Annotated in this window: 23 protein-coding genes and 1 pseudogene; 15 read left to right on the forward strand and 9 right to left on the reverse strand. The window is 43.6% G+C overall.

Annotation, left to right across the window (positions count from 1 at the left end):
- Positions 1 to 68: 68 nt before the first annotated feature.
- The 3 genes from F597_RS0109915 (at position 69) to F597_RS0109925 (ending at position 1,493) form a co-directional block, all read left to right on the forward strand.
- Entirely contained in the window at positions 69 to 764 is a 696-nt protein-coding gene (locus F597_RS0109915; RefSeq protein WP_019539583.1) for an L-2-amino-thiazoline-4-carboxylic acid hydrolase, read from the forward strand.
- Between the two features lie 86 nt (positions 765 to 850).
- Positions 851 to 1,048, forward strand: a complete 198-nt coding sequence (locus F597_RS0109920) for a CsbD family protein (protein ID WP_026327341.1) — start codon at positions 851 to 853, stop codon at positions 1,046 to 1,048.
- Positions 1,049 to 1,148: 100 nt separating this feature from the next.
- Complete coding sequence (locus F597_RS0109925; RefSeq protein WP_019539585.1) at positions 1,149 to 1,493, forward strand: four-helix bundle copper-binding protein; 345 nt, start codon at positions 1,149 to 1,151, stop codon at positions 1,491 to 1,493.
- Here F597_RS0109925 and F597_RS0109930 read toward each other — a convergent pair.
- The gene (locus tag F597_RS0109930; protein ID WP_019539586.1) at positions 1,490 to 2,386 is read right to left on the reverse strand and encodes a helix-turn-helix domain-containing protein; all 897 of its coding nucleotides are present in this window, start codon (positions 2,384 to 2,386) and stop codon (positions 1,490 to 1,492) included. The two genes, F597_RS0109925 and F597_RS0109930, sit on opposite strands and share 4 nt — an antisense overlap.
- A gap of 237 nt (positions 2,387 to 2,623) precedes the next feature.
- Here F597_RS0109930 and F597_RS0109935 point away from each other — a divergent pair, with 237 nt between their 5' ends.
- From F597_RS0109935 to F597_RS0109965, 6 genes and pseudogenes are all read left to right on the forward strand, one after another.
- Positions 2,624 to 3,769 carry an aldo/keto reductase gene (locus F597_RS0109935; protein ID WP_019539587.1) on the forward strand — a complete coding sequence of 382 codons (1,146 nt, stop codon included), beginning with the start codon at positions 2,624 to 2,626 and terminating at the stop codon, positions 3,767 to 3,769.
- Between the two features lie 292 nt (positions 3,770 to 4,061).
- Entirely contained in the window at positions 4,062 to 4,385 is a 324-nt protein-coding gene (locus tag F597_RS0109945; RefSeq protein ID WP_026327343.1) for an ArsR/SmtB family transcription factor, read from the forward strand.
- A gap of 176 nt (positions 4,386 to 4,561) precedes the next feature.
- Positions 4,562 to 4,998 (forward strand): annotated as a pseudogene (locus F597_RS20520) (arsenate reductase ArsC).
- 11 nt (positions 4,999 to 5,009) lie between these two features.
- Positions 5,010 to 6,056: an ACR3 family arsenite efflux transporter gene (arsB, locus tag F597_RS0109955; protein ID WP_019539591.1), complete on the forward strand. Its 1,047-nt coding sequence runs from the start codon at positions 5,010 to 5,012 to the stop codon at positions 6,054 to 6,056.
- Between the two features lie 532 nt (positions 6,057 to 6,588).
- A complete protein-coding gene (locus tag F597_RS0109960; protein WP_019539592.1) occupies positions 6,589 to 7,650 on the forward strand; it encodes a winged helix DNA-binding domain-containing protein in 1,062 nt (353 codons plus the stop codon).
- Positions 7,651 to 7,840: 190 nt separating this feature from the next.
- The gene (locus F597_RS0109965) at positions 7,841 to 8,026 is read left to right on the forward strand and encodes a hypothetical protein (RefSeq protein WP_019539593.1); all 186 of its coding nucleotides are present in this window, start codon (positions 7,841 to 7,843) and stop codon (positions 8,024 to 8,026) included.
- Between the two features lie 64 nt (positions 8,027 to 8,090).
- Here F597_RS0109965 and F597_RS0109970 read toward each other — a convergent pair whose 3' ends face one another.
- Complete coding sequence (locus F597_RS0109970) at positions 8,091 to 8,714, reverse strand: YiiX/YebB-like N1pC/P60 family cysteine hydrolase (protein WP_026327344.1); 624 nt, start codon at positions 8,712 to 8,714, stop codon at positions 8,091 to 8,093.
- A 163-nt stretch (positions 8,715 to 8,877) separates the two neighbouring features.
- Between F597_RS0109970 and dinB the strand changes: the two genes are divergently transcribed.
- Positions 8,878 to 9,963, forward strand: a complete 1,086-nt coding sequence (gene dinB, locus F597_RS0109975) for a DNA polymerase IV (RefSeq protein ID WP_081624357.1) — start codon at positions 8,878 to 8,880, stop codon at positions 9,961 to 9,963.
- Positions 9,964 to 10,078: 115 nt separating this feature from the next.
- Here the strand turns inward: dinB and F597_RS21950 are convergent, their stop codons facing one another.
- From F597_RS21950 to F597_RS0110005, 6 genes are all read right to left on the reverse strand, one after another.
- Entirely contained in the window at positions 10,079 to 11,881 is a 1,803-nt protein-coding gene (locus tag F597_RS21950; RefSeq protein WP_019539596.1) for an HAD-IA family hydrolase, read from the reverse strand.
- 35 nt (positions 11,882 to 11,916) lie between these two features.
- Positions 11,917 to 12,411, reverse strand: a complete 495-nt coding sequence (locus F597_RS0109985; RefSeq protein WP_019539597.1) for a hypothetical protein — start codon at positions 12,409 to 12,411, stop codon at positions 11,917 to 11,919.
- A gap of 121 nt (positions 12,412 to 12,532) precedes the next feature.
- On the reverse strand, positions 12,533 to 13,075 hold the full coding sequence (locus F597_RS0109990; RefSeq protein WP_019539598.1) for a 1-acyl-sn-glycerol-3-phosphate acyltransferase: 543 nt from the start codon (positions 13,073 to 13,075) through the stop codon (positions 12,533 to 12,535).
- 115 nt (positions 13,076 to 13,190) lie between these two features.
- A complete protein-coding gene (locus tag F597_RS0109995; protein WP_019539599.1) occupies positions 13,191 to 15,110 on the reverse strand; it encodes an ABC-F family ATP-binding cassette domain-containing protein in 1,920 nt (639 codons plus the stop codon).
- Positions 15,111 to 15,149: 39 nt separating this feature from the next.
- Positions 15,150 to 16,523: a histidine--tRNA ligase gene (hisS, locus tag F597_RS0110000; RefSeq protein WP_019539600.1), complete on the reverse strand. Its 1,374-nt coding sequence runs from the start codon at positions 16,521 to 16,523 to the stop codon at positions 15,150 to 15,152.
- 152 nt (positions 16,524 to 16,675) lie between these two features.
- On the reverse strand, positions 16,676 to 18,088 hold the full coding sequence (locus F597_RS0110005) for a PhoH family protein (protein ID WP_019539601.1): 1,413 nt from the start codon (positions 18,086 to 18,088) through the stop codon (positions 16,676 to 16,678).
- Between the two features lie 310 nt (positions 18,089 to 18,398).
- Between F597_RS0110005 and F597_RS0110010 the strand changes: the two genes are divergently transcribed.
- From F597_RS0110010 to tsaB, 3 genes are all read left to right on the forward strand, one after another.
- A complete protein-coding gene (locus F597_RS0110010) occupies positions 18,399 to 20,492 on the forward strand; it encodes a M3 family metallopeptidase (RefSeq protein ID WP_044060179.1) in 2,094 nt (697 codons plus the stop codon).
- A 204-nt stretch (positions 20,493 to 20,696) separates the two neighbouring features.
- Positions 20,697 to 21,011 (forward strand): RNA recognition motif domain-containing protein, encoded by a 315-nt coding sequence (locus tag F597_RS0110015; RefSeq protein ID WP_019539603.1) that lies wholly within the window; start codon positions 20,697 to 20,699, stop codon positions 21,009 to 21,011.
- Positions 21,012 to 21,133: 122 nt separating this feature from the next.
- A complete protein-coding gene (tsaB, locus tag F597_RS0110020) occupies positions 21,134 to 21,832 on the forward strand; it encodes a tRNA (adenosine(37)-N6)-threonylcarbamoyltransferase complex dimerization subunit type 1 TsaB (RefSeq protein WP_019539604.1) in 699 nt (232 codons plus the stop codon).
- Positions 21,833 to 21,903: 71 nt separating this feature from the next.
- Here tsaB and pdxH read toward each other — a convergent pair whose 3' ends face one another.
- Positions 21,904 to 22,542 carry a pyridoxamine 5'-phosphate oxidase gene (gene pdxH, locus F597_RS0110025; protein WP_026327348.1) on the reverse strand — a complete coding sequence of 213 codons (639 nt, stop codon included), beginning with the start codon at positions 22,540 to 22,542 and terminating at the stop codon, positions 21,904 to 21,906.
- Positions 22,543 to 22,672: 130 nt separating this feature from the next.
- On the opposite strand from pdxH, the gene F597_RS0110030 reads away from it, so the two are divergent.
- Together F597_RS0110030 and dpp5 are read left to right on the forward strand one after the other, a co-directional pair.
- The gene (locus F597_RS0110030; RefSeq protein WP_019539606.1) at positions 22,673 to 23,329 is read left to right on the forward strand and encodes an ABC transporter ATP-binding protein; all 657 of its coding nucleotides are present in this window, start codon (positions 22,673 to 22,675) and stop codon (positions 23,327 to 23,329) included.
- Positions 23,330 to 23,370: 41 nt separating this feature from the next.
- The gene (dpp5, locus tag F597_RS0110035; protein WP_026327349.1) at positions 23,371 to 25,494 is read left to right on the forward strand and encodes a dipeptidyl-peptidase Dpp5; all 2,124 of its coding nucleotides are present in this window, start codon (positions 23,371 to 23,373) and stop codon (positions 25,492 to 25,494) included.
- Positions 25,495 to 25,605: the final 111 nt, after the last annotated feature.

Below are 25,605 nucleotides of genomic sequence, written 5' to 3' on the forward strand. Positions count from 1 at the left end.
TTGCCATTGAGCAACTTTTTTCTTTTTCAGCCATGATAACTTTGTGTCATAATCAACAAATTAAGAACATGGAAAAAGAAAACTTTTTTAAAGACGAGAAACATTCATTTTCGCCTATGGATAGTTATCGTTGGATCGAACAGGGTGTATTTGGCTATTTGCAGGAGAAGTCTGTGCTAAATGATGGAGAACAAAGTAAATTCAGAGATATTTATTATCAAAAATTTGAGAGTGCTCTGCATAGAGTGGAACATTTGATAACAAGTGATCCCGATAGAGGTAATGTTTCCTTTGTACTGACAACTGTAGCTACTTTTGAATCATTTTTAGCATTAGGTATTACAGAAAATAAGGCTATACTTTTGACTGATAATTGTATCAATAAGCCTATGTATAACTATCTTGTACATGGAATAAAAAAACAGTTTGACGAATCAGCGGATCCGTTCCGGACTCTTGTACAGTCGTCAAAAGACAGGGAAGAGAATTACTTCGGAAATAGCTTTGAGTTTGAGCGCCCGATAGACGACGAATATGGTTATGTATTGCATATCAAAAGATGCCTGTTCCATGAAACTCTCAAAGTGCTTGACAGGAGAGAATTACAGCCGATCCTGTGTGAAATGGATTTGGCTTGGATAAACGGTATCGATCACGAAAGACACGGGATGCAATTTGTCCGCCCGGTTACTTTTGCGACAGGAAACACCTGCCAGTTTTGGTTTATAAGGAGAGAAAAGTTAAATAAAATGGAACCTGGTTAAGGAGCCTGAAGAGACGAACATTCATAAAGTTGGCCTTGTTTATATACAGAGCTTTCAATGAAGAAACTCTTTTAAAGGCTATAGTTATGGATAATTTAAGGTTTAAAGGAAAATGGAATGAGTTGAAAGGTCGTGCCAAGCAAGAATGGGCTGATCTGACAGATGACGATCTTCTTTACGAAGAAGGCCAAGAAGAAGAACTGTATGGAAGAATCCAACAAAAAACCGGTAAAGCCAGAGATGAAATCCGAGACTGGTTTAACCGGCAAATAGACAAACTCTAAATCAGATACTTTATAGCGATAAGGGTAGTTGCCACCGGAGCAATTACCCTTATTATCTTATCGAATACACCTTTACCCATTCACCAAAAAATCAAAAGTTATGACAGCATATCAGGATTATAAATCATGTATTGACGCTTGTCTTGCCTGTGCAAGCACGTGTAATTATTGCGCTTCTTCATGTACGAAAGAGGAAGACGTGAAAATGATGGCAAAATGTATCCAAACGGATATGGAATGCGCTGCAATATGTTATGCCGCCGCCCAATTGATGAGTTTGGGCAGCGATAAGTCGAAAGAAATATGCAGGCTATGCGCTGAAATATGCGACCAATGTGCAGCTGAATGTGAAAAACATTCTCACCACGATCACTGTCGGGAATGTGCTGAGGCTTGCAGGAAATGCGCCGATGAATGTCGGAAAATGGCAGGATACCATCATTAATTCTGTGACCGGAAATCTGTCGGAGAACAACCGGCCACCTTCTTGAACAACCGACTGAAGTGATGCGGATACTTGAATCCCAACTCATAAGCGACTTCATTAACCGTTTTGGTGGAGTCGGAAAGTTTCTGTTTTGATTTTTCTATCAACTTCAGCTGAATATATTCTTGTGCTGTTTTACCTGTTTCTTTCTTGATCAGATCTCCAAAATAATTGGGAGACAGATGTAGTTGTTCCGCAAAATATTGCACGGACGGGAGTCCTATTGTCTCTGGTTTACTTGTTTCGAAATAACTGTTGAGTAGCTGTTCAAAACTGCTTAGAGTATCTTTATTCACATATTCGCGTGTTACGAACTGGCGGTCGTAAAAACGCATACAGTGGTTGAGAAACACTTCGATATTGGCTGTAATAATGGATCGACTGTGTTTGTCGATGGAATGTTCCAACTCCTCTTTTATCTCTTTAAGGCAATTGAGGATAATATGCCTTTCACGTTCAGACATATGTAGCGACTCGTTGGCTTCGTACGAAAAGAATGTATATTCTTTCATCCTGGTAGCGAGAGACGTGCCCCGAAGCAAATCTGGGTGAAACAGTAATGCCCATCCCTGAAACTGGTACTCCTCCCCGGTATCGTCATTACCTACAATCTGTCCGGGAGATACAAATACCAGTGTCCCTTCCTGATAGTCGTAATAGTTGCGCCCGTACTGCAAGTTGCCGCAATCAACATCTTTTAGAAACACCGCATAGAAGCCATAATTTTTCCGTATATGCCGCAAAGGTTTTACTGTCGAGAAATCAATCACACTGATAAGCGAGTGGAGCGTTTCTATCCCAAGAAAATGAAGATAATCCTGAATAGAATCCAGCTTCAAAATTTTAGTCATATTCTTAACTTTTTACCATGGCAAAAATATGGTTTTTTATTCAAAGAAGTGTAATGCAATATCTTAAATCAGTAATAATGGTATAAGAAACCGTAATTTATCTATGGATAAGTGGAGAAATTAAATCTAATTTTGTGTTATGGGTAATTGGAGATAAAGGAGTTTTTATAACATTGATTTGCAAAAAGGATAGTTATCCACATCAATTTATAATTATAAATAGAAAAAGATAAAAGTATGAATGTAAATCGCCGCAAATTTATTACTACAGGGGCATTGGCTACTTCTGCAATGGCGTTCGGTACAATTGGACTTGGTTCAGGTTGTAACAGTCAATCGACCGCTGATAAAGAACCGGGAAAAAATACCGGTAAAACAAATATCCCTACCCGAAAATTGGGAGAACTTGAAGTGACGGCACTTGGACTGGGTTGCATGGGAATGAGCTATCACCGGAGTTTTATTCCCGACAGACAGGCGATGATCGCTATGATTCGAGGGGCTGTGGAGATAGGTGTTAATTTTTTTGATACAGCGGAAGCCTACGGCCCATTAGTCAACGAAGAATTAGTAGGGGAGGCACTTGAGCCTGTGCGTCAAAATGTTATTATTGCTACCAAATTTGGATTCAAGGATGGTAGACCCGAATTAGGACTTGATAGTCGTTCTGACAGAATCAGACAGGTAGTGGATCATTCGCTGAAAAGTTTGCGGACAGACTATATTGATTTGCTCTACCAACACCGTGTCGATCCTAATGTGCCGATTGAAGAGGTTGCCGGAACTGTAAAAGATCTGATTGCCAAAGGCAAGGTGAAATATTTCGGAATGAGTGAAAGAGATTTCAACCACACCATCGATGGTATTGAACTTATTCGCAAGGCTCATGCGGTACAACCTGTGACTGCACTGCAAAGCGAATATTCCCCCATGACACGTCAACCTGAAAACGAGGTGTTGGATCTGTGTGAAGAACTGGGAATAGGTTTTGTTCCGTATAGTCCGTTGAGTCGCGGGCTTATTACGGGGTATATCAACGAACGTACCCGCTATAATCCCGATAATGATAACCGGCCAGGGTTACCTCGGTATCAGCCGGAAAATATCATTACTAACTGGGGTATTATCGATATCCTGAAAGAGTTTGGTGACCATAGAGGGTTGACCGTAGCGCAGGTCGCTCTGGCATGGTTACTGGCACAGAAGCCATTCATCGTTCCTATTCCCGGGACGACCAAACTGGCCCATTTACAGGAAAATATGTGGGCGGCAGAATATAAATTCACCCCCGATGAACTGAAAAAACTGGCTGATGATCTGTCAACAGTAGAAATTGTAGGCGAGCGTTATTCAGGAGGCTATCCTCAACAAGAGAATAAATGAAGAAAAAATTAGAATATATCAATCTATTGATAGTTGTTGATATTCAGAAGAAGACGGGGCAAGATGTAACAGATGAGGAGTTAAACATTCATTGTCTGTCTCTCCCGTACCAAAAATATAAAGGCAATAGCTGAAAAACCAACAGAGATTAAAGTAAATGAGTTAGACGAAGCGCTGTATTTCAGTAAATTTACAGGCAATCATGTTGAGAAAATCGTAAAAAAAATAGATTGAAAATTTGCTCATTAAAAATATTGTTCGTAATTTTACGAACAATTTAATGGGGCTTCAGATGATAAAGAGTAATAATAACGTTAAAGAACAGGAGATTATCGCCCGTTTTGCCAAGGCAATGGGACATCCTACCCGTGTTGCGATATTGCTATTTTTAGCATCGCAGGAAAGTTGTTTTTTTGGTGACATTCATGATGAACTTCCGATAGCAAAGGCTACCGTATCCCAGCATCTGAAAGAACTCAAGGAAGCAGGCTTAATTCAGGGGGAGATAGAAACCCCAAAAGTGAGGTATTGCATTAATAAGGAGAACTGGGAAATAGCCAGTAAGCTGTTCGCAGACCTTTTTAGTGTATATGCCACAAAAGATATATGCTGTTAATAGCATATATTTTTTAATGAGAATGTTTGTTGTTCGGCGAATTACGATTTATAATTGTATGAAAATAAAAGTATTCGATACAGGATGCTCAAGGTATGAATGGAGCTCAGAAAGTCGTAAGCAAATAGGGTAAGTACAATTATATTTCTTGTATTAATTGAAAAAATATATAACAAATGAAGATATTAATTCTTTGCACCGGCAATAGTTGCAGAAGCCAGATGGCTCACGGTTTCTTACACTCTTTTGATGATACATTACAAGTCTTTCTGCAGGAACCAAACCTGCAGAAAAAGTGAATGCAATGGCTATTCAGGTGATGGCTGAAATAGGTATAAATATCAGTAACCACGTTCCGCAGAGTATTGAGAAATACAAAGATCAGGAATGGGATTATGTAATAACGGTATGTGATAGCGCGAAAGAGAGCTGCCCGGTATTTTCCGGCAAGGTAAAACATCGTTTACATATTGGGTTTGATGATCCTTCCGAAGCTACGGGAACCCCTGAGTTTGTTAAGGATGAATTTCTACGGGTTAGGGATGAGATAAAGATGCGTTTTCAGGAATTATATATAAATCAGATTAAGCCGGAGTTATCCAGCCATAATTGATAATAAGTAGAATGGAGAAGAAACAAGGGATAGGTGTTTTTGAAAAATACCTTACCATATGGGTGACTATTTGTATTGTCGTAGGGATTGCTATAGGACAATGGTTCCCGGTCATCCCGGAAACGTTGAGTAAGTTTGAATATGCCAATGTATCAATTCCGGTAGCTGTTTTGATATGGTTAATGATATTTCCAATGATGCTCAAAGTTGATTTCCAGAGCGTCAAGGATGTGGGTAAACGTCCGAAAGGGATCATCATCACCTGTATTACCAACTGGTTGATTAAGCCTTTTACCATGTTCGGGATAGCTTATTTATTCTTTTTTGTAATATTCAAAGCATTCATCCCGTCTAAATTAGCGGAAGATTATTTGGCCGGGACCGTATTGCTTGGAGCTGCGCCCTGCACGGCCATGGTGTTTGTATGGAGTTATCTCACCAAAGGAAATGCAGCCTATACACTTGTACAGGTAGCTGTAAACGATTTGATTATACTGGTGGCATTTGTACCGATTGTAGCGCTTTTATTGGGGATAGGCGGAATTTCCATACCCTGGAATACATTAATAATTTCAGTACTTCTCTTTATTGTAATACCCCTCCTGGCGGGTGTTATCACCCGTACTACCGTGGTAAAGAAAAAAGGGATAGTATATTTCAATAACGTTTTTATCAATAAGTTCAATAATTTCACTATTGGCGGACTTTTACTTACGCTGATCATTCTTTTTTCTTTTCAGGGAGAAACCATATTAAATAATCCCCTGCATATTCTGTTGATAGCCATCCCATTGATAATACAAACCGTTTTCATCTTCTTTGTAGCATATGGATGGGCAAAATGGTGGAAACTGCCCCATGATATTGCTGCACCTGCAGGAATGATTGGAGCAAGCAATTTTTTTGAACTGGCTGTTGCTGTTGCCATTTCACTCTTCGGGCTGCAGTCAGGTGCGGCATTGGCAACGGTTGTCGGAGTATTAGTCGAAGTTCCTGTTATGCTTATGCTTGTCAGGATAGCGAACAATACACGAGAATGGTTTAAAGTAATATATTAGTGGTTCTATTTGCTCTACGTAAATAGAACAGTATAAAACTTTATTGATGTTTTTCATGTTTCAATTAAACTTTTGATAAAGAATAAATGACAACGAGACAAGAGGTTGGTGTAAAGCAGCATAGCTAATTAGCAATATTATTGACAGGATATCCTATAGATTATTCAAGAGAAAATAGAGGAAGTTTCAGGAAGTAATAGGGAAAAGGTTAAACTGAAACTGGAAATTGGTAAAAGTAAAGGTTTTTAAGGTGTGATCATTGCTATTTTTCAAACATTCAGTATCTTTGAATGTAAAGAAAGAAATTCATTAAACGTCCGCATTAAGAACGAATAGTATATATGGTTAAAGCAGACTCACTTAAAATGAGTTTCTGTTCCGGCTTATTTTCTGATGAGAGCATGTGTCGTGAGGAAATGCACAAGGTGAGGAAATGCACAAGGTCTACCGTCTTGTCTAAACTCAGAATGAGATTGATGATGTTTTCCCGATTTAAATTGTAAATTTGCAAAACGCATTCATCGAGATACAAATGAACAGGTCAGAATTACTCAATATCCGTTTATATAACCAGTTGCTTTTATCCCATGAAATAGGAGATCCTCACGAAATCGTATCATGGATGGGAGCTATGCAGTCCCAGGCGCTTGATATGGCTAAATGGGCGATTGGTACACGCCTGGAAAACAGGAATGTAAAGGATATTGACGAAGCATTGAACGCAGGGAAGATTATCCGTACCCATATTTTACGTCCGACCTGGCATTTTGTGTCGGCAGAAGATATTCACTGGATGTTCGACCTTTCCAATCCACGATTGAAACCCATTTATCGTTCCTATGCGAAAACATTCGGTGCAGACGAGTCTCTGATATACCGGGCTGTACCTGTACTGGAAAGGGTCCTGATAGGAGGGAAGCACCTGACTAAACAGGAAATCGGAGATGCCTTGCTTGAACAGGATATAATATTAGATGACGGACACCTGCAGTTAACCATATCTTATGCCGAGATGGAAGGAATCCTGATTAACGGCCGGCTAAAAGGAAATAAGCAGACTTTCACTCTGTTTGAAGAGTGGGTTCCCCGTCGGAAAACTCTGAGCAAAGAAGAGGAACTAGAATATTTGGCACGGAGATTTTTTACCAGCCACGGTCCGGCTACCATCCATGATTTCGTCTGGTGGTCGGGATTGACTATGACACAATGCCGACAAGCCATTGAAATGATAAAGGCAGACTTTATTTGCGAGACAATAAACGGACGCGATTTTTGGATGAAAAACGATGTTAAAAATCCACCTGCGGATGAGAACTATGCTTTGTTGCTTCCTCCGTTCGATGAATTTGTAGTGAGTTATAAAGATCGTTCCGAAATAATTGATGACACACACTATGGTAAAGTGATGACAAAAAACGGCCTCTTTTCCCCTACGATTATACTGAATGGGGAGATTATCGGTTCATGGAGGAAAGTCACTCAAAAAGGTTCTCCCCGCATAGAACTCTCTTTTTTCGAAAAGACACCTAAAAGAAAACAAGACCTCTTCAAATCCGAAATAAAGCGCTTGGAGAGTTTTTATTCTAAAGAATAGTAATCCTTTGGTTCATCTTTATGAATGTAGAATGGGGCGTCGTAATTTGGACATTTCCGGCGCTTGATTTTAAATGATAGACTTGTTAATTGGATTATTTTACCAAATTTTGATTAAATTTGTAGCGATTACATACTGTGGAAGTTGATATGTAATATATTAATTATCAATAATATAAAATACAACTATTATGTGTGAGAAAACGCGAAAAACAGGTTCTTCGAGCGATGCCGTCTATGGACTGGGGCTGATAGGTGCAGCTATCTATTTTATCTCCACCGCCACGACGTTTTGGATGGGAGTGCTGGGATTCCTGAAAGCGATTGTATGGCCGGCATTCCTGGTGTATGAAGCTTTCAGATACCTGCTGGCCTGATCGGGGATATTGATTTTTCCCGGGTCAAAGATAGAATAAGTGCCGGGAGGGCCGGCAATTCATCTCAAAGGTGAAACCGGCCTAAGAATTCCAGTTTGTCGCTTGCAGCCAATCCATTGGGATTGCATCCCGGTTCCCCTTCCGGAATTGCCATTCCAAGGCTGTCGTAATGTGCCACCCAGGTGGCATCGAATTCTCCTGTCTCCGGATCGATAAAAGTCATGGGGTTCAACTTGAAGATCGAGTCATTTTCAAACATCCTGTAGATAAATTCTGAACAATAGTGGCTTGTATCATTCCATACATAGGAGAAATTATAGGGTTTTCCTAACATCTCCTCAGCCAGAGGCCATCCTCTGTTGATACTATTGCTATATTCACCTTTTAACCTGTAACGATAAACGGCAGATCCCCGCTCATCCATAAAATCTTTCAATAATATTTTTCGTGTGCCCTCTTTCGGGGAAGCGTCCAGTACCCAAATAGTGTCCGAATCGATCCGGATAATGGCGACATGTTCGTAATTTGTTTTCATTTCCGTTTGTGTTACCCGGCTGATGGCAGAGGAGAGTCCGTGATCCTCTGCCACTATAAATAAAAGATCCCCATCCCTGATCTCATTCTTGTTGGAACAGGAATATGACAATACCAATAAACAGCAAAAAAGTATAATATTTCTTCTTTTCATTCTGATAAAACACGAAAATAAAACCATTCCTATTCAAAGGTAATCTTTTCCCTGCAAATATGAAACCTTGATAGTCGAAAACCCGGAATTGTCAGAACTGAAATCTGAATTATTTTCTCTCTTTCTTTTTGATTTTTAATAAATTGAAACTACATTTGCTACTATGAACCGAAAAATAATCCATATCGACATGGACGCTTTTTACGCATCCATTGAACAGCGCGATAATCCCGAACTTCGGGGTAAGCCTGTAGCGGTGGGATATGGTGAAAAACGGGGTGTGGTCGCGGCGGCGAGTTATGAAGCACGTAAATATGGGGTTCATTCGGCGATGGCTTCGGTGACGGCTCTCCGCAAATGTCCTCATATTATTTTTGTTATGCCCCGGTTCGATGTCTACCGAAGCGTCTCCAACCAGATCATGCAGATCTTTCTTGAATATACCGATAAGGTGGAACCTCTCTCTCTTGATGAGGCATTTCTTGATGTGACGGTGAACCATAGGGGATTGCGTTCTGCGACCATGATTGCGAAGGAGATCAGACAAAAGATATTTAACCGTACGCGCCTTACTGCCTCTGCAGGTGTTTCCTACAATAAATTCCTGGCAAAGATCGCTTCGGACTATAATAAACCGGACGGGCTGTTCGTCATTGAACCGGATAAGGCGGAAGATTTTATAGAGAAATTGCCTATAGGTAAGTTTTTCGGGGTAGGGAGAGTGACGGCGGCACGAATGGTGGAACTGGGTATCAACACGGGATACGACCTGAAGCAGTGGAACGAAGTCGATCTTGTACGCGAGTTCGGGAAGGCAGGGATTGGCTATTATCATTTTGCCAGAGGTGTAGATGACCGGGAGGTGGAGTCGGAGAGAGTCCGTAAATCGCTGGGTGCCGAAGAGACTTTTCTGGAAGACCTGAATGAAGTTGTGGATATGCTGGCAGCACTCGATGAGATTGCCCGGGAAGTATCCCGAAGGGCCGAGAAACGGAAATTTCTTGCCAGGACACTCACGCTGAAGATCAAATATGCCGATTTTACCATCATAACCCGAAGCAGAACCGTGAGCTATTATATCAAGACCTACCGTGAGTTGTTCGAATTGGGTAAAGAACTGTTATTACAGGTCGATGATCTGGAAGAGAAAAAGATCCGGCTGATGGGGCTTACCTTGAAAAATGCAGATGTCGACTCAACTCAGCCTCTGATTGATGGGTTTCAGTTGTCACTCGATTTTAAGGACTGATTAAGAATTACTAATTACCAATTACCAATTACTAATTACCAGTTACCGAGTGTCATTACCATTGTCATTACCATTGTCCATTGTCCATTATCCATTGTCCATTATCCATTGTCCATTATCCATTTCCAAAGCCAAATAATTTTAGAAGATATGCCACTGCGATGATAAAAACAACGAGAATGATTGCTATGAAAATAATGAGCAGAAGACTATAAAAGAACATCAACATTGTCCGTCTGATAGTTTGCCACCAGGTACCACGGAAAAGTTGCTTATAATCCCATACAAACAATACAAAGATACCCAAAAGGGAAAGATCATATAAATTGCCAACTTCAGCCTTCCCGCGAAATAACAAATAAATACTGCTGACAAGCAGTATCTGACTGGCAATATATGTTTGCACAAAAATATGTTCAGTATAATTATAATGACGGTTATAGACCCGTTTGCGAAAAGCCATACGGGTAGCCAACGCAAAAAGAGGAAGAGTAAAAATGATGCTGACGGCCTTGTTCCCATGTGCCCAATTCTTCAGAATATTCCATACCCTTTGTATGAAAGGATTTTCTATCAGTTTTCTTTCAGAAATATGTACTGTATTATCTACAATGTTATCTATCCAATCAGGAGAGGGTTCAGTATTCTCTTTCCCATCATGGCCCGGTTGGGACTTTTGGGTACCTGATTGACCGGATTCCAACTCAACAGGTCTGTTTAAATATCTGATAGCTTGTTCCAATACTTTTTTACCGGTTTCATCTTGCATGGTGTCCAGCTGCATTTGTAACTGATCTCTGGCATCTATTATTTCCTGTTGTTTTGTCGATTTAACAGTATTTTCCTTTTTTAATGCATCAGGATCAATAAATTGAATCAGCAAAATATATACGGCAGCCAATACAAAAAGTGTCTGAAAAGGACGAAAATACCGGACACGTTTTCCTGCAATGAAATCATTGATCATGTATCCCGGCCGGTATAGCAATTCAAGTAATGTGTATCCGAAACCTCGGTCGATATTACTTAATCCGCCCAATGCGTGTAAAATACCTGACCGGAAGTTGAATCGCTGTACTTCTTTGCTTTGGGCGCAATGATTACAATAGTTTCCGGTGAATGTGTGTCCGCAGTTTTTACAAATGGTGGTTTCTTTCGGAGCAGCCTCAGATATGGAACGTCCCCTGATCTGTTTGATGTGGATCATCCTTTGGAATGCGACCCATTTCCGGAGTTGAAAGTATCTATGGTAAATACTTTTCCAAATTTTCCGTGTTGGAGGGAACAGCAAATCGTTTAAATCAGTCAATATGACCCGGTGCGGAAAGGCTCGTAGTTCCCCGGCTGTTGTCATTCCGGTCAGCACGCCGGCGAAATCCACGCCGGCCGCTTGTGCCGCCTCGGCATCGACCAGAGAGTCTCCAACATACAATGTTTTCTCCGGAGTGCAACCTAATCGTTCAAGTGCGAGGAATATACCTTCAGGCGAAGGTTTATGCGATTCTACATCCTCACCCCCGATGATCACATCAAAAAAATCATTGGGGAAATAATCTTTCAGGAAGCTCTGTATCCTGAAACGGAATTTTGTGGAAACAATTCCAATCTGCACTCCCTGTCCCCTCAGTCTGGTTAAAACAGCAATAGTTGCGGGGAAGAGAACCGTATTTGCATTCATATGGATATTTGCCTCTTCAGAATATTCTCTTTGCATGGACGCCAATTGTTCCGGATCGGTTATGCCAGTAAGAATAGAAAACGATTCTTTTAAGGTTTTTCCGATCGTATGTTTGATCGCATCGTCAGTGACATCCCTGAATTGTCGACGATCAAGGACATTCCTGAAACATATAAGGATCCCCTGCGATGAATCGGCCAGCGTATAATCGAAATCGAATAGGTAGGCAGTGTAGTTCATTGAATGCAATTTTCGGTAAAGGTAATATTTTGGAGTTAAGATTGCAGGCTTTTCCCTTTCGGCATGGCTTTCAGTATATTTTTGCGGACAGTACGTATAGCGGGAACTAAATCGTGTTCCATCATTTCGAGTATTGTTTTAAGTTCCTGCAATAATTCCGGTGTGAGGCGGCAAAGTTCATAAGCCAGCTTCATGCAAAGGGACTGTACGCCGGGTAGTTCCCGCTTCGAGATCATCCGTTCCAGGCAGAAATCCAGCAAATCGATCCGTGGCGGATTGTGTAATGGTTGCCGGAACAGTAAAGAGAGGATCAGCCTTCGTTTTCCCGGATGTTCACATACCAGTAGGGCGTCGATCAATTCATCCTGTTTATCATACAGCCATATATTTTCGCCTGAGGAGAAATGCGTCATCACCCAGGCTGCATTATAACCGATACGGTCATCATTGTCGAAAAGGCACTCATACAATTCCTGCTTTTTCTGATTATTATTTTGGACAAGAAAGGTGATTTCATGAATGTCTTGCATTCCTATCCGCTGAGATAGTCTGGTTTTTAGATCAGAATTTGTTTCCGGTGTCATAGTATCCATCTTAAATATGGAGTTAAACTTTGGGTAAACAGGCGGGATTTTTGATTGCCTTGATATCCTATAGTAAAAAATTCCCGGGTTTCTTGCCCTGAATACCTTGGTAACGGGATTTTATCTCCTTGAGATCCTTCTCATAATCTCCGGAAGGATGGATGAGCCCAAGAGACAGGGCTTCCTTTGTGCTGTAATCCAGACCGACCAACAATATCGGCACACCCGCTTTATATGCAATATAGTAAAATCCCTTTTTCCACTCTTTCACCGGCTTACGTGTCCCTTCCGGAGTAATGGCCAATTGCATCTGGTCGCGTCGGTTGAATTCCGATGCCAGGGTATCGGTGAGTGAGGAATTCTTTTCCCTGGTTACCGGGATACCTCCTAAACTCTTAAAAAATAAGTTGAAAGGAAAGACGAACCATTCTGCCTTAATAAGGAAGTTGGCTGTTCTGCCGATAGAGGAATAAGCCAGTTTTGCTATCAGGAAATCCCAGTTGCTGGTATGAGGTGCCACGGCGATCACGCATCTGGAGAGAACGGGAAATTCGCCCCTGACCCGCCAGCCGAGGATTTTATTGAAGATAAATTTACTGATCCGTTTCATTCTCTCAGTTTCTTTTAATGGTTAGTATGCTTGTAGGAGTCCGTTTTGAAGGATTGTTCCGGTTCGGGTCGCCGTAGGGCCCCGTACAACCGTAGCATCATCCTTGATTTGCAGGTCAGAGTTCATTCTGCAACTGTTCCCAGTGATGCATTGTCTGATCCAGTCGGGCTTTGGTGTCCAGGTATTTCTGCAGCAAATCCATATCCGATGCACCTTCCGGCGTGGAGAGTGTTGCTTCCATCTCTGAGATCTTCTTTTCAAGCGCTTCTATCTTCTTTTCCGCCTCTTCAATCTGCTTCTCCAACTTGCGTTGTTTCCGGTTCAGCTCTTTTTGTTCCTGATAAGAGAGTTTGCTCTCCGACGGTTGCTCCTGTTTCTTCTCCATTTTAGCTGCCGCAGTTGTGGAGAGCTCCAATTGCTGCAGGGTTTCCAGCTTTTTTTTGTCCAGAAAGTCATAGATGCCACCCAGGTGTTCCGTCACTTTTCCTCCGCCGAACTCATATACTTTGCTCACCAGTCCGTTCAGGAAATCGCGGTCGTGCGATACGATGATAGCAGTGCCGTCGAATTCACTGATCGCTTTTTTCAGTACTTCTTTCGAGGCGATATCGAGGTGGTTGGTAGGCTCATCCAGAATAAGCAGGTTGACCGGCTCCAGAAGCAGCCGGATCATTGCCAGGCGGCTTCGTTCACCTCCTGACAGGACTTTCACCTTTTTGTCCGACGCTTCTCCGCCAAACATAAAGGCGCCGAGGATGTCCCGTATTTTAGTGCGGACATCGCCTACTGCCACATAGTCGATGGTATCGAATACCGTCCTATCCTCATCCAGCAGCTGCGCCTGGTTCTGGGCAAAATAACCGATCTTCACATTATGTCCTAATTCCAGTTTTCCGCCGTGACCGATCTCGTTCATGATACATTTGACGAGGGTGGACTTTCCTTCGCCGTTCTTTCCTACAAACGCTACCTTCTCACCCCGTTCGATGGTAAGGGTGACATTTTTGAAAACAAGATGATCTCCATAGCTTTTCGATACCTCTTCCATGACGATGGGGTAGGAACCTGAGCGTGGTGCGGGAGGGAATCTCAGGTTGAGGCGGGAGTTATCTACTTCATCCACCTCGATCCTCTCTATTTTCTCCAATTGTTTGATACGTGACTGTACCTGGTTCGATTTAGTCGCCTTATAACGGAATCGTTCTATAAATTCTTCGGTGTCCCTGATCTGCTTCTGCTGGTTTTCATAGGCCCTCTGCTGTTGCTCACGCCGTTCCCGGCGCAACTCCAAATATTTGGAGTAATTCACTTTATAGTCATGAGCATTACCCAGTACGATTTCTATGGTCCGGTTGGTTACGGCATCCAGGAAAGCACGGTCGTGCGATACCAGCATGACGGCGTTGGAATGTGTAGTGAGAAAATTTTCCAACCACTGGATCGACTCTATGTCGAGGTGGTTGGTCGGTTCGTCGAGCAACAGCACATCCGGAGCCTGCAATAATATCTTCGCCAATTCGATACGCATACGCCAGCCACCGCTGAATTCACGTGTAGGGCGGTCGAAATCGCTCCGCAGAAACCCCAGTCCCATCAGCGTCTTTTCCACTTCGGCTTCGAAATTGTGGATCCCCGACATTTGTAAAAGCTCCTGCAGGTCGGTCGCCCGTTCAATCACTGCCTGGTAGGCTTCTGTCTCGTAATCGGTGCGTTCGGCCATTTCGGTGTGTAATTGCTCTAACTCTTTCTCCATCTTTTGCAGGTGAGAGAAAGCGAGGGAAGCTTCTTCACGTACAGTGCGGCTGTCGCTCAGCTTCATCTGCTGCGGCAGATAACCGATGGAGACGCCTTTGGGTAAGGAGACCACGCCACCCGAAGGCTGTTGTAATCCCGCCATAATCTTCAGGAGCGTCGATTTCCCTGCACCGTTCTTGCCGGCAAGGGCTACCCGCTCGTTCCGGTTCAGGACGAATGATATACGGTCAAGTAGGGTGAAACCGCCGAACTCAACGGTAAGGTTCTCTATGCTGAGCATTTATATCTTGTTCGTTTGTATTTTGTGATTGCGACTAAATCATTCGCCTGTTGATGTCTTACGACCCATGATGATCTCCTGAATGGTTACCGGCTTTTGTTCTCCGGTCTCCATATTCTTCAGCGTGATCTTTCCCTCTTTCATTTCGTTTTCGCCCACGATAGCCACGAAAGGGATATGGTTACTGTCGGCATACGACATCTGTTTCTTCATCTTGGCTGCATCGGGATAAAGTTCGCAACGGATACCGGCGTTTCTCAATTGTTGCATTACCGGAAGAAGATAAGCGGCCTCCTTTTCACCGAAATTGACAAACAGTAAATCGGTAGTGTGTGTGAAACTTTCCGGGAAAAGGTTGAGTTGGTTCAGTACGTCGTAAATCCGGTCGGCACCGAATGAGATACCCACGCCGGAGACGCCCGGTAGCCCGAAGATACCGGTCAGGTTGTCATACCTGCCACCGCCGGTGATGCTTCCGATTTCAACGTCGAGCGCTTTCACTTCGATGATGGCACCTGTATAGTAGTTGAGTCCCCGTGCCAGAGTCAGGTCGAGTGTTAACTCATTTTTCAGTGAAAGCAGATCCGTCTTATCGAAAATATATTCTATCTCTTCCACGCCTTTCAATCCGGTGGGAGAGGATGCCAGAACCTCTTTCAACTGACCGAGTTTTTCCCGGGTGGTGCCACTCAGTAACAGGATAGGTTGTAACTTTTCTATCGCCTCTTGTGTGATCCCTTTTGATACCAGCTCTTCATTCACCTTCTCCGTGCCGATCTTGTCGAGTTTATCGATGGCGACGGTGATATCGGTGATCTTATCGGCTTCACCAATGATCTCGGCGATACCGGAAAGGATCTTCCGGTTGTTCAGCTTCACCGAAACACGGATGCCGAATTGGGAAAAGACTTCGTCGATGATCTGGATCAACTCCACCTCGTTGAGTAGAGAGTCAGATCCTACGATATCGGCATCACACTGGAAAAATTCGCGGTAACGTCCTTTTTGGGGACGGTCGGCACGCCATACCGGTTGTATCTGGTAGCGTTTGAAGGGAAAGGTGATGTCATTGCGGTGCATTACCACGTAGCGGGCAAAGGGAACGGTAAGGTCATACCGGAGTCCTTTCTCCGAAATCTTATTGGCTGTCTTCGCAGAATTACCTTCGGTAATATCTTCCACACTCAAATCTCCTAGGAAATGGCCGGAGTTGAGTATCTTGAACAGCAGTTTATCACCCTCTTCGCCATATTTTCCCATCAGGGTGGAGAGGTTTTCCATCGCAGGAGTTTCAATCTGGCGAAAGCCGTAAAGACGATACACCTCTTTGATCGTATCGAAAATATAATTCCGTTTCGCCGTCTCTTCGGGCGAAAAATCCCTTGTCCCTTTGGGTATGGAAGGTTTTTGCATTATTCTCTTGATCTTTGTTTAGGGCTACAAAGATAAGTAAACTAAAAGTGAAAAGTGAAAAACTAAAAATTTTTCACTTTTCACTCCGTAGATTTTGTGTCATCATTCGACTCACAAAATCATTTTTCACTTTTCATTTTTCATTTTTAACTTTACAACAGGTTGCTCGCCAACTCGGAGAGTTCACTCCGTTCACCTTTTACGAGATTTACGTGTCCGAACAGGTTTTGTCCCCGCATCTTGTCGATCATATAGGCCAATCCGTTAGACTGTGTGTCGAGATATGGCGAATCGATCTGCTGAAGATCGCCCGTAAATACCATCTTAGTGTTTTCTCCGGCACGGGTGATAATAGTCTTTACTTCATGCGGAGTGAGGTTCTGCGCTTCATCAATGATGCAGAATGTGCCGGTAAGGCTTCGTCCGCGGATAAATGCCAGCGCCTCTATTTCCAGTTGTCCGGATTTTTGCATTTCGTCGAGCAGCCTGAGGTCGGGATTGTTCTGTCCCAGATTCGATTTGATCACGTTCAGGTTATCAAAAAGAGGCTGCATATAAGGAGCCACTTTTTGTTTCTCGTCGCCCGGTAAATAACCAAGGTCTTTGTTCGACAGGGAAACGATCGGGCGTGCCAGTAATATCTGATTATAGATTTTATTCTGCTTCAGAGCGGATGCCAATGCCAGCAGGGTTTTTCCCGTACCCGCTTTTCCGGTAAGACCTACCAGTTTTATTTCCGGGTCGTTCAATATCTCGAAAGCAAATGCCTGTTCCGCATTTCGTGGCTGGATGCCGAAATTGGATTCTTTCTCGATCTTTTTTATTTTTTGTGTGAACGGGTTGTAACGTGCCAACACGCTGTTTCTTTCGCTTTTCAGGATGAAACATTGATTGGGATCAAGCTGGATCTCGAAATTGAACTCATCGATATCCACACCGCCTGCCTGAGCATATACCTTATCGATCAGGTCGGGATTGATACCTTCGATCACCTCTTCGCCCTGGGAGAAAATATCGACATTCGTCACCTTGTCGTTGATATAATCTTCGGCCAGCATGCCAAGGGAACGCGCCTTCATCCGCAAATTAATATCTTTCGATACCAGAATGGTTTTCATCTCCGGATGTTTTTCAGCCACTTCCGATACCACGGTAAGGATACGGTTGTCCGGCGTTTTTTCGGGGAAAGCGTCGATGATCTTTCTGTTATCTTTTGAACCGTTTACGATATAGAGTTTACCTCTGCCGACTCCCATATCGGCACCATTGGTGAACAGGTCGTCATCGGTGATAAGATCCAGTTCACGCACAAAAGCGCGGGCATTGAAATTGATCTGGTCGCTTCCTTTCTTGAACTTGTCCAGCTCTTCCAGTACCACGAAAGGGATATAGATGTCGTTCTCCTCAAAATTGTCGAGGCAGTTGAAATCATGCAGGATCACATTCGTGTCGAGGATAAAGTTTTTCTTGGCACTTGCTGCTGTAGGTCTTGTATTGGTCTTACTCTTGCTTTTTGTTTTGGTGGTTTTTGTTTTCTCGCTGGTTTTACTCTCAGTTGTTGCCATATCTTTCTAATTTAATATGTGTAATTCAGATCCTATTCTTTGTTTGTCGCTACCCATTGTAATAAAAAACACAATTCAGGGAAGAATGTTTTGGCTGGTATGATTTTTTGCTCTGCTGGAACAAAAAAACTATCTTTGCCGTTTCTTACTCCCTGCAAATGTAATGAAAGTTGAGAGGCAAGTCAATCTTGCTTGAACTTGCCAGAGACGCATCTTACATTCTATAAATATAGTAGAAGCCGAGAGATAAGTCTAACTTGTTGAACTTATCCGAGGTGCACCCTATTATTCTACAAATGTAACGAATTTTATGAAGAAAATATTATTAACAATCAGCTGTGCAATGATAATGATGACTACCCCGGCAAAAGAGAACCCTTTTCTTAAACCTTTTGCTACCCCTTATGGAACGGCTCCGTTCGATTTAATCAAAATAGAGCATTATGAACCTGCTTTCGAAAAAGCGATAGAAGAGCATCAGTCGGAGATTGATGCAATTGTCGCTAATCCCCAGAACCCTACTTTTAGCAACACCATCGAAGCGATCGAATATTCCGGTGAGATGTTAACCCGGGTGAGCAGTGTCTTCTTCAACCTGCTGAGCGCCGAGAGCAATGATGAGATGATGGAGATATCACAACGGTTAAGTCCGAAGTTATCACAACATTCCAACAATATCAGCCTGAATGAAGAACTCTTTAAACGGGTGAAAGCGGTGTATGACGTACGCCATACTTCCGGACTTACTCCGGAGCAAATCCGGCTGACCGAGAAATACTACGAGAACTTTGAGAACAGTGGTGCTACACTATCTCCCGAAGGAAAAGAGAAATACCGCGAGTTGTCGATGGAACTGAGCAAGACTAGCCTTGCATTCGGGCAGAATAACCTCCGGGAAACCAATGCTTTTGAGATGGTACTTACCGATAAGGCCGATCTGACGGGATTGCCGGAGAGTCTGATAGATGCTGCCGCCACAAAAGCAAAGTCGAAAGGAAAAGAAGGGTGGCTGATTGATCTGTCGGCGCCCAGCTATATGGGATTTATGAAATATTCCTCGCGCCGCGATCTTCGTGAGAGACTTTATATGGCTTACAGCACGAAAGGTGTAGCCGGTGGAGAATTCGACAACCAGGAAAATATACGGAAGATCGTGAATCTCCGTCTGGAGATCGCCCGTCTGATGGGGTATGATACCTATTCTGAATATGTATTGAAGAACAGGATGGCGAAGAATGAGGCGGCAGTTTTTGGATTGCTCGACAGGCTGGCAGAGGCATTTACGCCGACAGCCCACCAGGAACTGGAAGATGCGAAGTCGTTTGCCTCAGAGATGGAAAGAAAACCGTTCGACCTGCAACCGTGGGACTGGAGCTATTATGCCGATAAACTGAAAGACAATCGTTTTGATTTGAATGACGAGATGACGCGTCCCTATTTCGAATTGGAAAATGTGAAAAAGGGCATTTTCGGACTGGCTGCGGATCTCTACGGTTTGCAATTTGTGAGAAACAGGGATATTCAGGTCTATCATCCCGAGGTGGAGGCCTATGAGGTGTTTGATGAAAACGGCGATTTCCTTTCCGTTTTATATACTGACTTCCATCCCCGCGATGGCAAGCGTTCCGGTGCATGGATGACCTCTTTTAAAGAGCAATATATGAGAGACGGTAAAGATAGCCGTCCCCATGTTTCCATTGTAATGAATTTCACCCGTCCAACCGAGACCAAACCGGCGTTGCTTACTTTCGACGAGGTGAAGACATTCCTGCATGAGTTCGGTCATGCGCTACATGGTATGCTGTCGAAATGCACTTACGAAACACTTTCAGGTACCAGTGTTTACCGCGATTTCGTAGAACTACCCTCGCATATCATGGAAAACTGGTTGGTACAGAAGGAATATCTCGACAAGTTCGCTTTCCACTACCAAACAGGTGAAAAGATGCCTGAAGAGCTGTTGCAGAAAATAGTGGATGCGTCCAACTATAACGCCGGTTATGCTACCTTGCGTCAACTCTCATTCGGATACCTCGATATGGCGTGGCATTCTTTGGAAGCACCGTTTGAAGGAGATGTCCGTGCATTTGAACAGGATGCCATGGCACGTGTACAACTCCTGCCGGTAGTTCCCGAAACATGTATGTCTGCTTCATTCAGTCATATATTCTCAGGAGGTTATGCGGCTGGTTATTATAGTTATAAATGGTCGGAAGTGATGGATGCGGATGCTTTCTCCGTTTTTAAGAAGAATGGTATTTTTGACAAGGAAACTGCCCGTTCATTCAGAATCAATATTTTAGAGAAAGGAAACACTGAAGATCCGATGACGCTTTTTATTCGTTTCCGTGGTCAGGAACCCAGTGTGGAAGCCCTACTCAGAAGAAGTGGTATTGATAACTAAAATAGTGTTTGATATTTTTTTTGCAAATTTATTGCTGATTTGTTTTGTCGGAATTAATTTATCCCTATCTTTGTTGTGCATAAGTATTTTTTTAGCGGGCCGTTATTTAGTTTCTTCACTCATTGTTAAGTTATTTCCTAACTCCTCTTTAATTGAAAGGACTTCTGCACAATTTATTTATTTTTTTATTTTTATTTTTTTTACATGAACATTTTTGTAGCTGGCTTAAGTTATCAGATTACTGATGCCGATTTAAAAGAACTGTTTGAAGAATACGGAGACGTTTCTTCTGCCAAGATTATTACTGATCGTGAAACCCGCCGTTCAAAAGGCTATGGTTTCGTAGAAATGTCCAACGAAGGTGATGGACAACGCGCCATTGAAGAACTCAACGATGCTGAATACGACGGACGTACATTGTCCGTTTCTGAAGCTCGCCCTCGTGCTGAGGGAGATCGTCCGAGGTATAATAACAACCGTGGAGGTGGTTACGGAAACCGCGACAGGAACAGGTATTGATCTTTTATTAGATTTAGAGAAACTGCATCACAACCGATGCAGTTTTTTTATGCCCTTTCGGTTCTGCCGGGAGAAAATTTGTTATCTTTACGCCGTTAAACTATTTTGCCCTTATTCCTCTTATGTGTACGCTGCTTACAATTGAAACATCCACTCCCGTATGTTCCTGTGCGCTTTCGCGTGATGGGGTGATCCTGATAAATAAAGAGAATTATGAAGGCCGGTCGCATGCAAGCCTGGTAGGTCTGTTTGTCCATGAGATAATGGAGTATGCCAGAGAACAGGATATCCACCTGGACGCTATCGCTGTGAGTAGCGGTCCCGGCTCTTATACCGGATTGCGTATCGGTGTGTCGGAAGCCAAGGGGTTGAGTTACGGTCTGGATATTCCGATGATCGCCATTCCCACGGCCCGTATCATGGCTTCGATGATGAAAGAGAAAGCAGATGAAGATACGCTGCTTTGCCCGATGATAGATGCCCGGCGGATGGAAGTCTATGCCACCTTTTTCGACCGGTCGCTGAATATGATCCGTGCAACATCGGCCGACATAGTGAAAGAGGACAGTTACAGCGACCTTCTTGAGAAACAGAAGATCATCTTTTTCGGGAACGGTGCCGAGAAGTGCCGTACCGTCATCACTCATCCCAATGCGCTGTTCTTTGATGATGTTCATCCGCTGGCTTCGGCAATGGTGTCTCTGGCCGAAAAGGCCTTTGCCGATAAAACGTTTGTGGATGTAGCCTATTTTGAACCTTTTTACCTGAAAGAGTTTGTAGCTACCATACCAAAGAATAAGGTGATTGACGTTAAAAGCTAATCATTCCTCTTTTTGTATTTCCGTAGTTAACCCGGAGTGAGTTAAATAGAATTCTTTCATAATTCAGGATTTCAGGGAGCTAATCGTTGCATATTCCAGCCTTTGTCTCCTTTATAATACGCCATGCGGTCGTGCATTCGGTTGGGGCGTCCCTGCCAGAATTCGATCATTGTCGGTCGAATCAGAAAACCGCCCCAATGAGGAGGTCGTGGTATTTCACTGCCGGAGAATTGATTTGCATACCTCTTCTCCAGCTCTTCCAGTTCTTCGCGTCCCCTTACTATCCTGCTTTGGGGTGATGCCCATGCCCCTATCTTGGCATCATTGGGCCGTACGTTGAAATAGGCATCCGATTCTTCGTCCTCCACCTTCTCGGCAATACCTTCGATCCTTACCTGCCGTTCGATCTCATGCCAGTCGAAAACGGCCGCAGTAAAAGGATTAGCAAGTAACTCCTGTCCTTTCCGGCTCATATAGTTGGTGTAAAATACAAATCCTTTCTCATTCAGCTCTTTTAAAAGTACCACACGCGCTGAAGGCCTTCCGTCGGGAGTGGCTGAAGCTACGGTCATGGCGTTGGGTTCCGACAAACCGGAGGCAATGGCTGTTTCCAGCCATACCTTGAATTCATCGAAAGGATTCGGTGCCATCTCTGTTTCGTTAAGGCTTCCTGCTAGGTATTCATGCCTCATTCTACTTAATTCGTCCATCTGCTGTGAAATCTACATTTGCTCCTCACAAAAGTACATGATTTTCTGCTGAAAACCACGCTGATTCTTTTAAATAGTTATGCATTTTTCTTATCTTCGCAGATTGATTATGTTGTGGTAAACGGATCAGATGATAAAAGCAGAAAAAATTTATAAGAGCTTCGGCCCGCTTCAGGTACTGAAAGGGATCGATCTGGAGGTGCGGAAAGGAGAGATAGTATCTATCGTGGGGCCGAGTGGCGCGGGTAAGACTACCCTGCTTATGATCATGGGGACTTTGGAGAAAGCCGATTCAGGCAGGATTTATATCGATAATCACGAATTAAGTTCACTGAGTGAAAAAAAATTGTCTGATTTCCGGAACAGGAATATCGGATTTGTTTTTCAGTTTCACCAGTTGCTGCCTGAGTTTACCGCCCTCGAAAATGTGATGATCCCGGCGCTGATAGGGCATGCGAAACATGTCGAAGCAGAAGCGAGAGCAAAGGATCTGCTGTGTATGATGGGACTTTCAGAACGTATCACCCATAAGCCGGCGGAATTATCCGGCGGTGAAAAACAACGTGTCGCAGTAGCCCGTGCATTGATAAACGATCCCCTTGTAGTGTTTGCCGATGAGCCTTCCGGTAGCCTCGACTCCGATAATAAGGAGGAGCTTCACAAGCTTTTTTTCGAACTGCGGGACAAGCTTAACCAGACCTTTATCATTGTGACGCATGATGAGCAGCTGGCATCGATCACCGACAGAACCATCCATATGATAGACGGACAGATAGTCGATCAATAAAAATCATAAGTATAACCATCAAGTATATCGATCCAAACCGTATGAAGAGTAAATCACTATTTATGGCAATTATTATTACCGGGAGCATGCTGGCCTGCAACGAAGCTTCCCAGACGCCGGCTTCCAAAGAGACGGGTAAAAAAGGAAATAAAGAGCTGACCGAGACGATAGGCAAAGCAAAACCCACTATAAAGGACGGTATCATGACGCCTGAAATCCTTTACAGTTTTGGCAGGGTAGGGAGTGTGGAGGTCTCGCCCGACAAATCGCATATCCTCTATCAGGTGACTTATGTGAGTATTCCCCAGAATAAAACCAACTCGGAGTTGTTTATCATGAAAAGCGACGGCTCGGAGAAGAAACAACTCACCATCACCAATACGCAGGAAAATAACCCGCAATGGATCGCAGATGGTAAAAAGATAGTCTTCCTTAGCAATGAAACCGGTTCTTCGCAGATATGGACTATTAATCCTGATGGGGGAGGGATGAAGCAGATATCCAACGTAGAAGGAGGAATCGATGGATTTAAATATTCTCCTGACGGGAAGAAAGTGCTGTTCATCAAAAGTGTGAAAACGGTGGAGACGGCAGCCGAAAAATATCCCGACCTGCCGGATGCATCGGGTAGGATAGTAGATGATCTGATGTACAAGCATTGGGACAAGTGGGTGGAAAGCGTGCCCCATCCCTTTGTGGCTGATCTTTCAGGTAATAAGTTATCAAATATAAAAGATCTTTTGGAAGGAGAGCCCTATGAAGCGCCGATGGCACCGTTTGGGGGTATAGAGCAACTTGCCTGGAGCCCCGACGGCAAAACTATAGCCTACACATCCCGCAAAAAGACAGGAAAAGAGTACACTCTTTCTACTAATTCCGATATCTATTTTTACGATGTGGAAAGCGGTCAGACTCAAAATATGACTGAAGGGATGATGGGGTACGACGTGAATCCGCAGTTCTCGCCCGATGGGAAATATCTTGCCTGGCAGAGTATGGAACGCGACGGATATGAAGCTGATAAGAACCGGTTGTTCGTAACGGATCTGGCCACAGGCGAAAAGACCTATGTAACGGAACAGTTCGATTACAATACCGATGATTTTGTCTGGAGCAGTGACAACCGTACTATTTATATGGTGTCGTCCGTAAAAGGAACCACTCAGCTGCATACAGCAGATATCGTTACCAAAGAGATCACTCCTATTACTCAGGGAAAATACGACTATACCTCTGTTGCCCTGGGAAATGGCAAACTGATCGCGAAACGGCAGTCCATGTCGCAACCGGCGGAGATCTACAGTGTGGATATTGCGTCGGGGCAGGCTACCGAAATATCGTTTGAAAATAAAGAGATACTCGACCGGCTACGGATGGGAGAGGTGGAAGAGCGCTGGATCACCACTACCGATGGTAAGGAGATGCTCACATGGGTAGTCTATCCACCCGATTTCGATCCTAAAAAGAGCTATCCGGCTTTGTTGTATTGTCAGGGAGGGCCACAGAGTATGGTAAGCCAGTTCTGGTCGTATCGCTGGAATCTCCAGATGATGGCAGCCAATGGTTATATCGTGGTAGCGCCTAATCGCCGCGGCTTACCCGGATTCGGACAGGAATGGCTCGAACAGATCAGTGGTGATTACGGTGGACAGAATATGAAGGATTATCTCGCAGCCATCGATGCTGTGTCGAAAGAACCTTTTGTAGATGAGAACCGGCTTGGTTGTACCGGAGCCAGCTACGGCGGTTTCTCTACTTACTGGCTTGCCGGAAATCACGACGGGCGATTTAAAGCGTTTTTGTCGCATGCAGGTATCTTCAATCTGGAAGCGCAATATCTGGAGACGGAAGAGATGTTCTTTGCCAACTGGGATATGGGAGGCCCGTTCTGGGATAAGTCAAATGCCATTGCACAACGGACATATGCCAATTCTCCCCATAAGTTCATAGATAGATGGGATACACCGATCATGATTACCCATGGTGAATATGACTATCGTATTCTGGCATCGCAAGGAATGATGGCGTTCAATGCCGCCCAATTGAGAGGTATTCCGTCGCGTATGCTTATCTTCCCCGACGAGAATCATTGGATCAGCAAGCCTCAGAACGGAGTCCTGTTTCAGCGCGAATTCTTCCGCTGGTTTGATGAGTGGTTGAAGTAACCCACGACCTCTCTGCGGGATTGTTTTGGTATAAAATAGATTGTTTTTGTGAAAGACGGCTCCATTTTTAATAGCGAGTGTAAAAAAGTGAATTTTTGGCAGAAAAAATCC

It is taken from the genome of Proteiniphilum acetatigenes DSM 18083, assembly GCF_000380985.1.
Lineage (GTDB): Bacteria > Bacteroidota > Bacteroidia > Bacteroidales > Dysgonomonadaceae > Proteiniphilum > Proteiniphilum acetatigenes.

Bases quoted from the DNA above. Each gene is read 5' to 3' on its own strand.
- F597_RS0109915 (WP_019539583.1), top strand. From the start codon at position 69: ATGGAAAAAGAAAACTTTTTTAAAGACGAGAAACATTCATTTTCGCCT.
- F597_RS0109920 (WP_026327341.1), top strand. From the start codon at position 851: ATGGATAATTTAAGGTTTAAAGGAAAATGGAATGAGTTGAAAGGTCGT.
- F597_RS0109925 (WP_019539585.1), top strand. From the start codon at position 1,149: ATGACAGCATATCAGGATTATAAATCATGTATTGACGCTTGTCTTGCC.
- F597_RS0109930 (WP_019539586.1), bottom strand. From the start codon at position 2,386: ATGACTAAAATTTTGAAGCTGGATTCTATTCAGGATTATCTTCATTTT.
- F597_RS0109935 (WP_019539587.1), top strand. From the start codon at position 2,624: ATGAATGTAAATCGCCGCAAATTTATTACTACAGGGGCATTGGCTACT.
- F597_RS0109945 (WP_026327343.1), top strand. From the start codon at position 4,062: ATGATAAAGAGTAATAATAACGTTAAAGAACAGGAGATTATCGCCCGT.
- arsB (WP_019539591.1), top strand. From the start codon at position 5,010: ATGGAGAAGAAACAAGGGATAGGTGTTTTTGAAAAATACCTTACCATA.
- F597_RS0109960 (WP_019539592.1), top strand. From the start codon at position 6,589: ATGAACAGGTCAGAATTACTCAATATCCGTTTATATAACCAGTTGCTT.
- F597_RS0109965 (WP_019539593.1), top strand. From the start codon at position 7,841: ATGTGTGAGAAAACGCGAAAAACAGGTTCTTCGAGCGATGCCGTCTAT.
- F597_RS0109970 (WP_026327344.1), bottom strand. From the start codon at position 8,714: ATGAAAAGAAGAAATATTATACTTTTTTGCTGTTTATTGGTATTGTCA.
- dinB (WP_081624357.1), top strand. From the start codon at position 8,878: ATGAACCGAAAAATAATCCATATCGACATGGACGCTTTTTACGCATCC.
- F597_RS21950 (WP_019539596.1), bottom strand. From the start codon at position 11,881: ATGAACTACACTGCCTACCTATTCGATTTCGATTATACGCTGGCCGAT.
- F597_RS0109985 (WP_019539597.1), bottom strand. From the start codon at position 12,411: ATGCAAGACATTCATGAAATCACCTTTCTTGTCCAAAATAATAATCAG.
- F597_RS0109990 (WP_019539598.1), bottom strand. From the start codon at position 13,075: ATGAAACGGATCAGTAAATTTATCTTCAATAAAATCCTCGGCTGGCGG.
- F597_RS0109995 (WP_019539599.1), bottom strand. From the start codon at position 15,110: ATGCTCAGCATAGAGAACCTTACCGTTGAGTTCGGCGGTTTCACCCTA.
- hisS (WP_019539600.1), bottom strand. From the start codon at position 16,523: ATGCAAAAACCTTCCATACCCAAAGGGACAAGGGATTTTTCGCCCGAA.
- F597_RS0110005 (WP_019539601.1), bottom strand. From the start codon at position 18,088: ATGGCAACAACTGAGAGTAAAACCAGCGAGAAAACAAAAACCACCAAA.
- F597_RS0110010 (WP_044060179.1), top strand. From the start codon at position 18,399: ATGAAGAAAATATTATTAACAATCAGCTGTGCAATGATAATGATGACT.
- F597_RS0110015 (WP_019539603.1), top strand. From the start codon at position 20,697: ATGAACATTTTTGTAGCTGGCTTAAGTTATCAGATTACTGATGCCGAT.
- tsaB (WP_019539604.1), top strand. From the start codon at position 21,134: ATGTGTACGCTGCTTACAATTGAAACATCCACTCCCGTATGTTCCTGT.
- pdxH (WP_026327348.1), bottom strand. From the start codon at position 22,542: ATGGACGAATTAAGTAGAATGAGGCATGAATACCTAGCAGGAAGCCTT.
- F597_RS0110030 (WP_019539606.1), top strand. From the start codon at position 22,673: ATGATAAAAGCAGAAAAAATTTATAAGAGCTTCGGCCCGCTTCAGGTA.
- dpp5 (WP_026327349.1), top strand. From the start codon at position 23,371: ATGAAGAGTAAATCACTATTTATGGCAATTATTATTACCGGGAGCATG.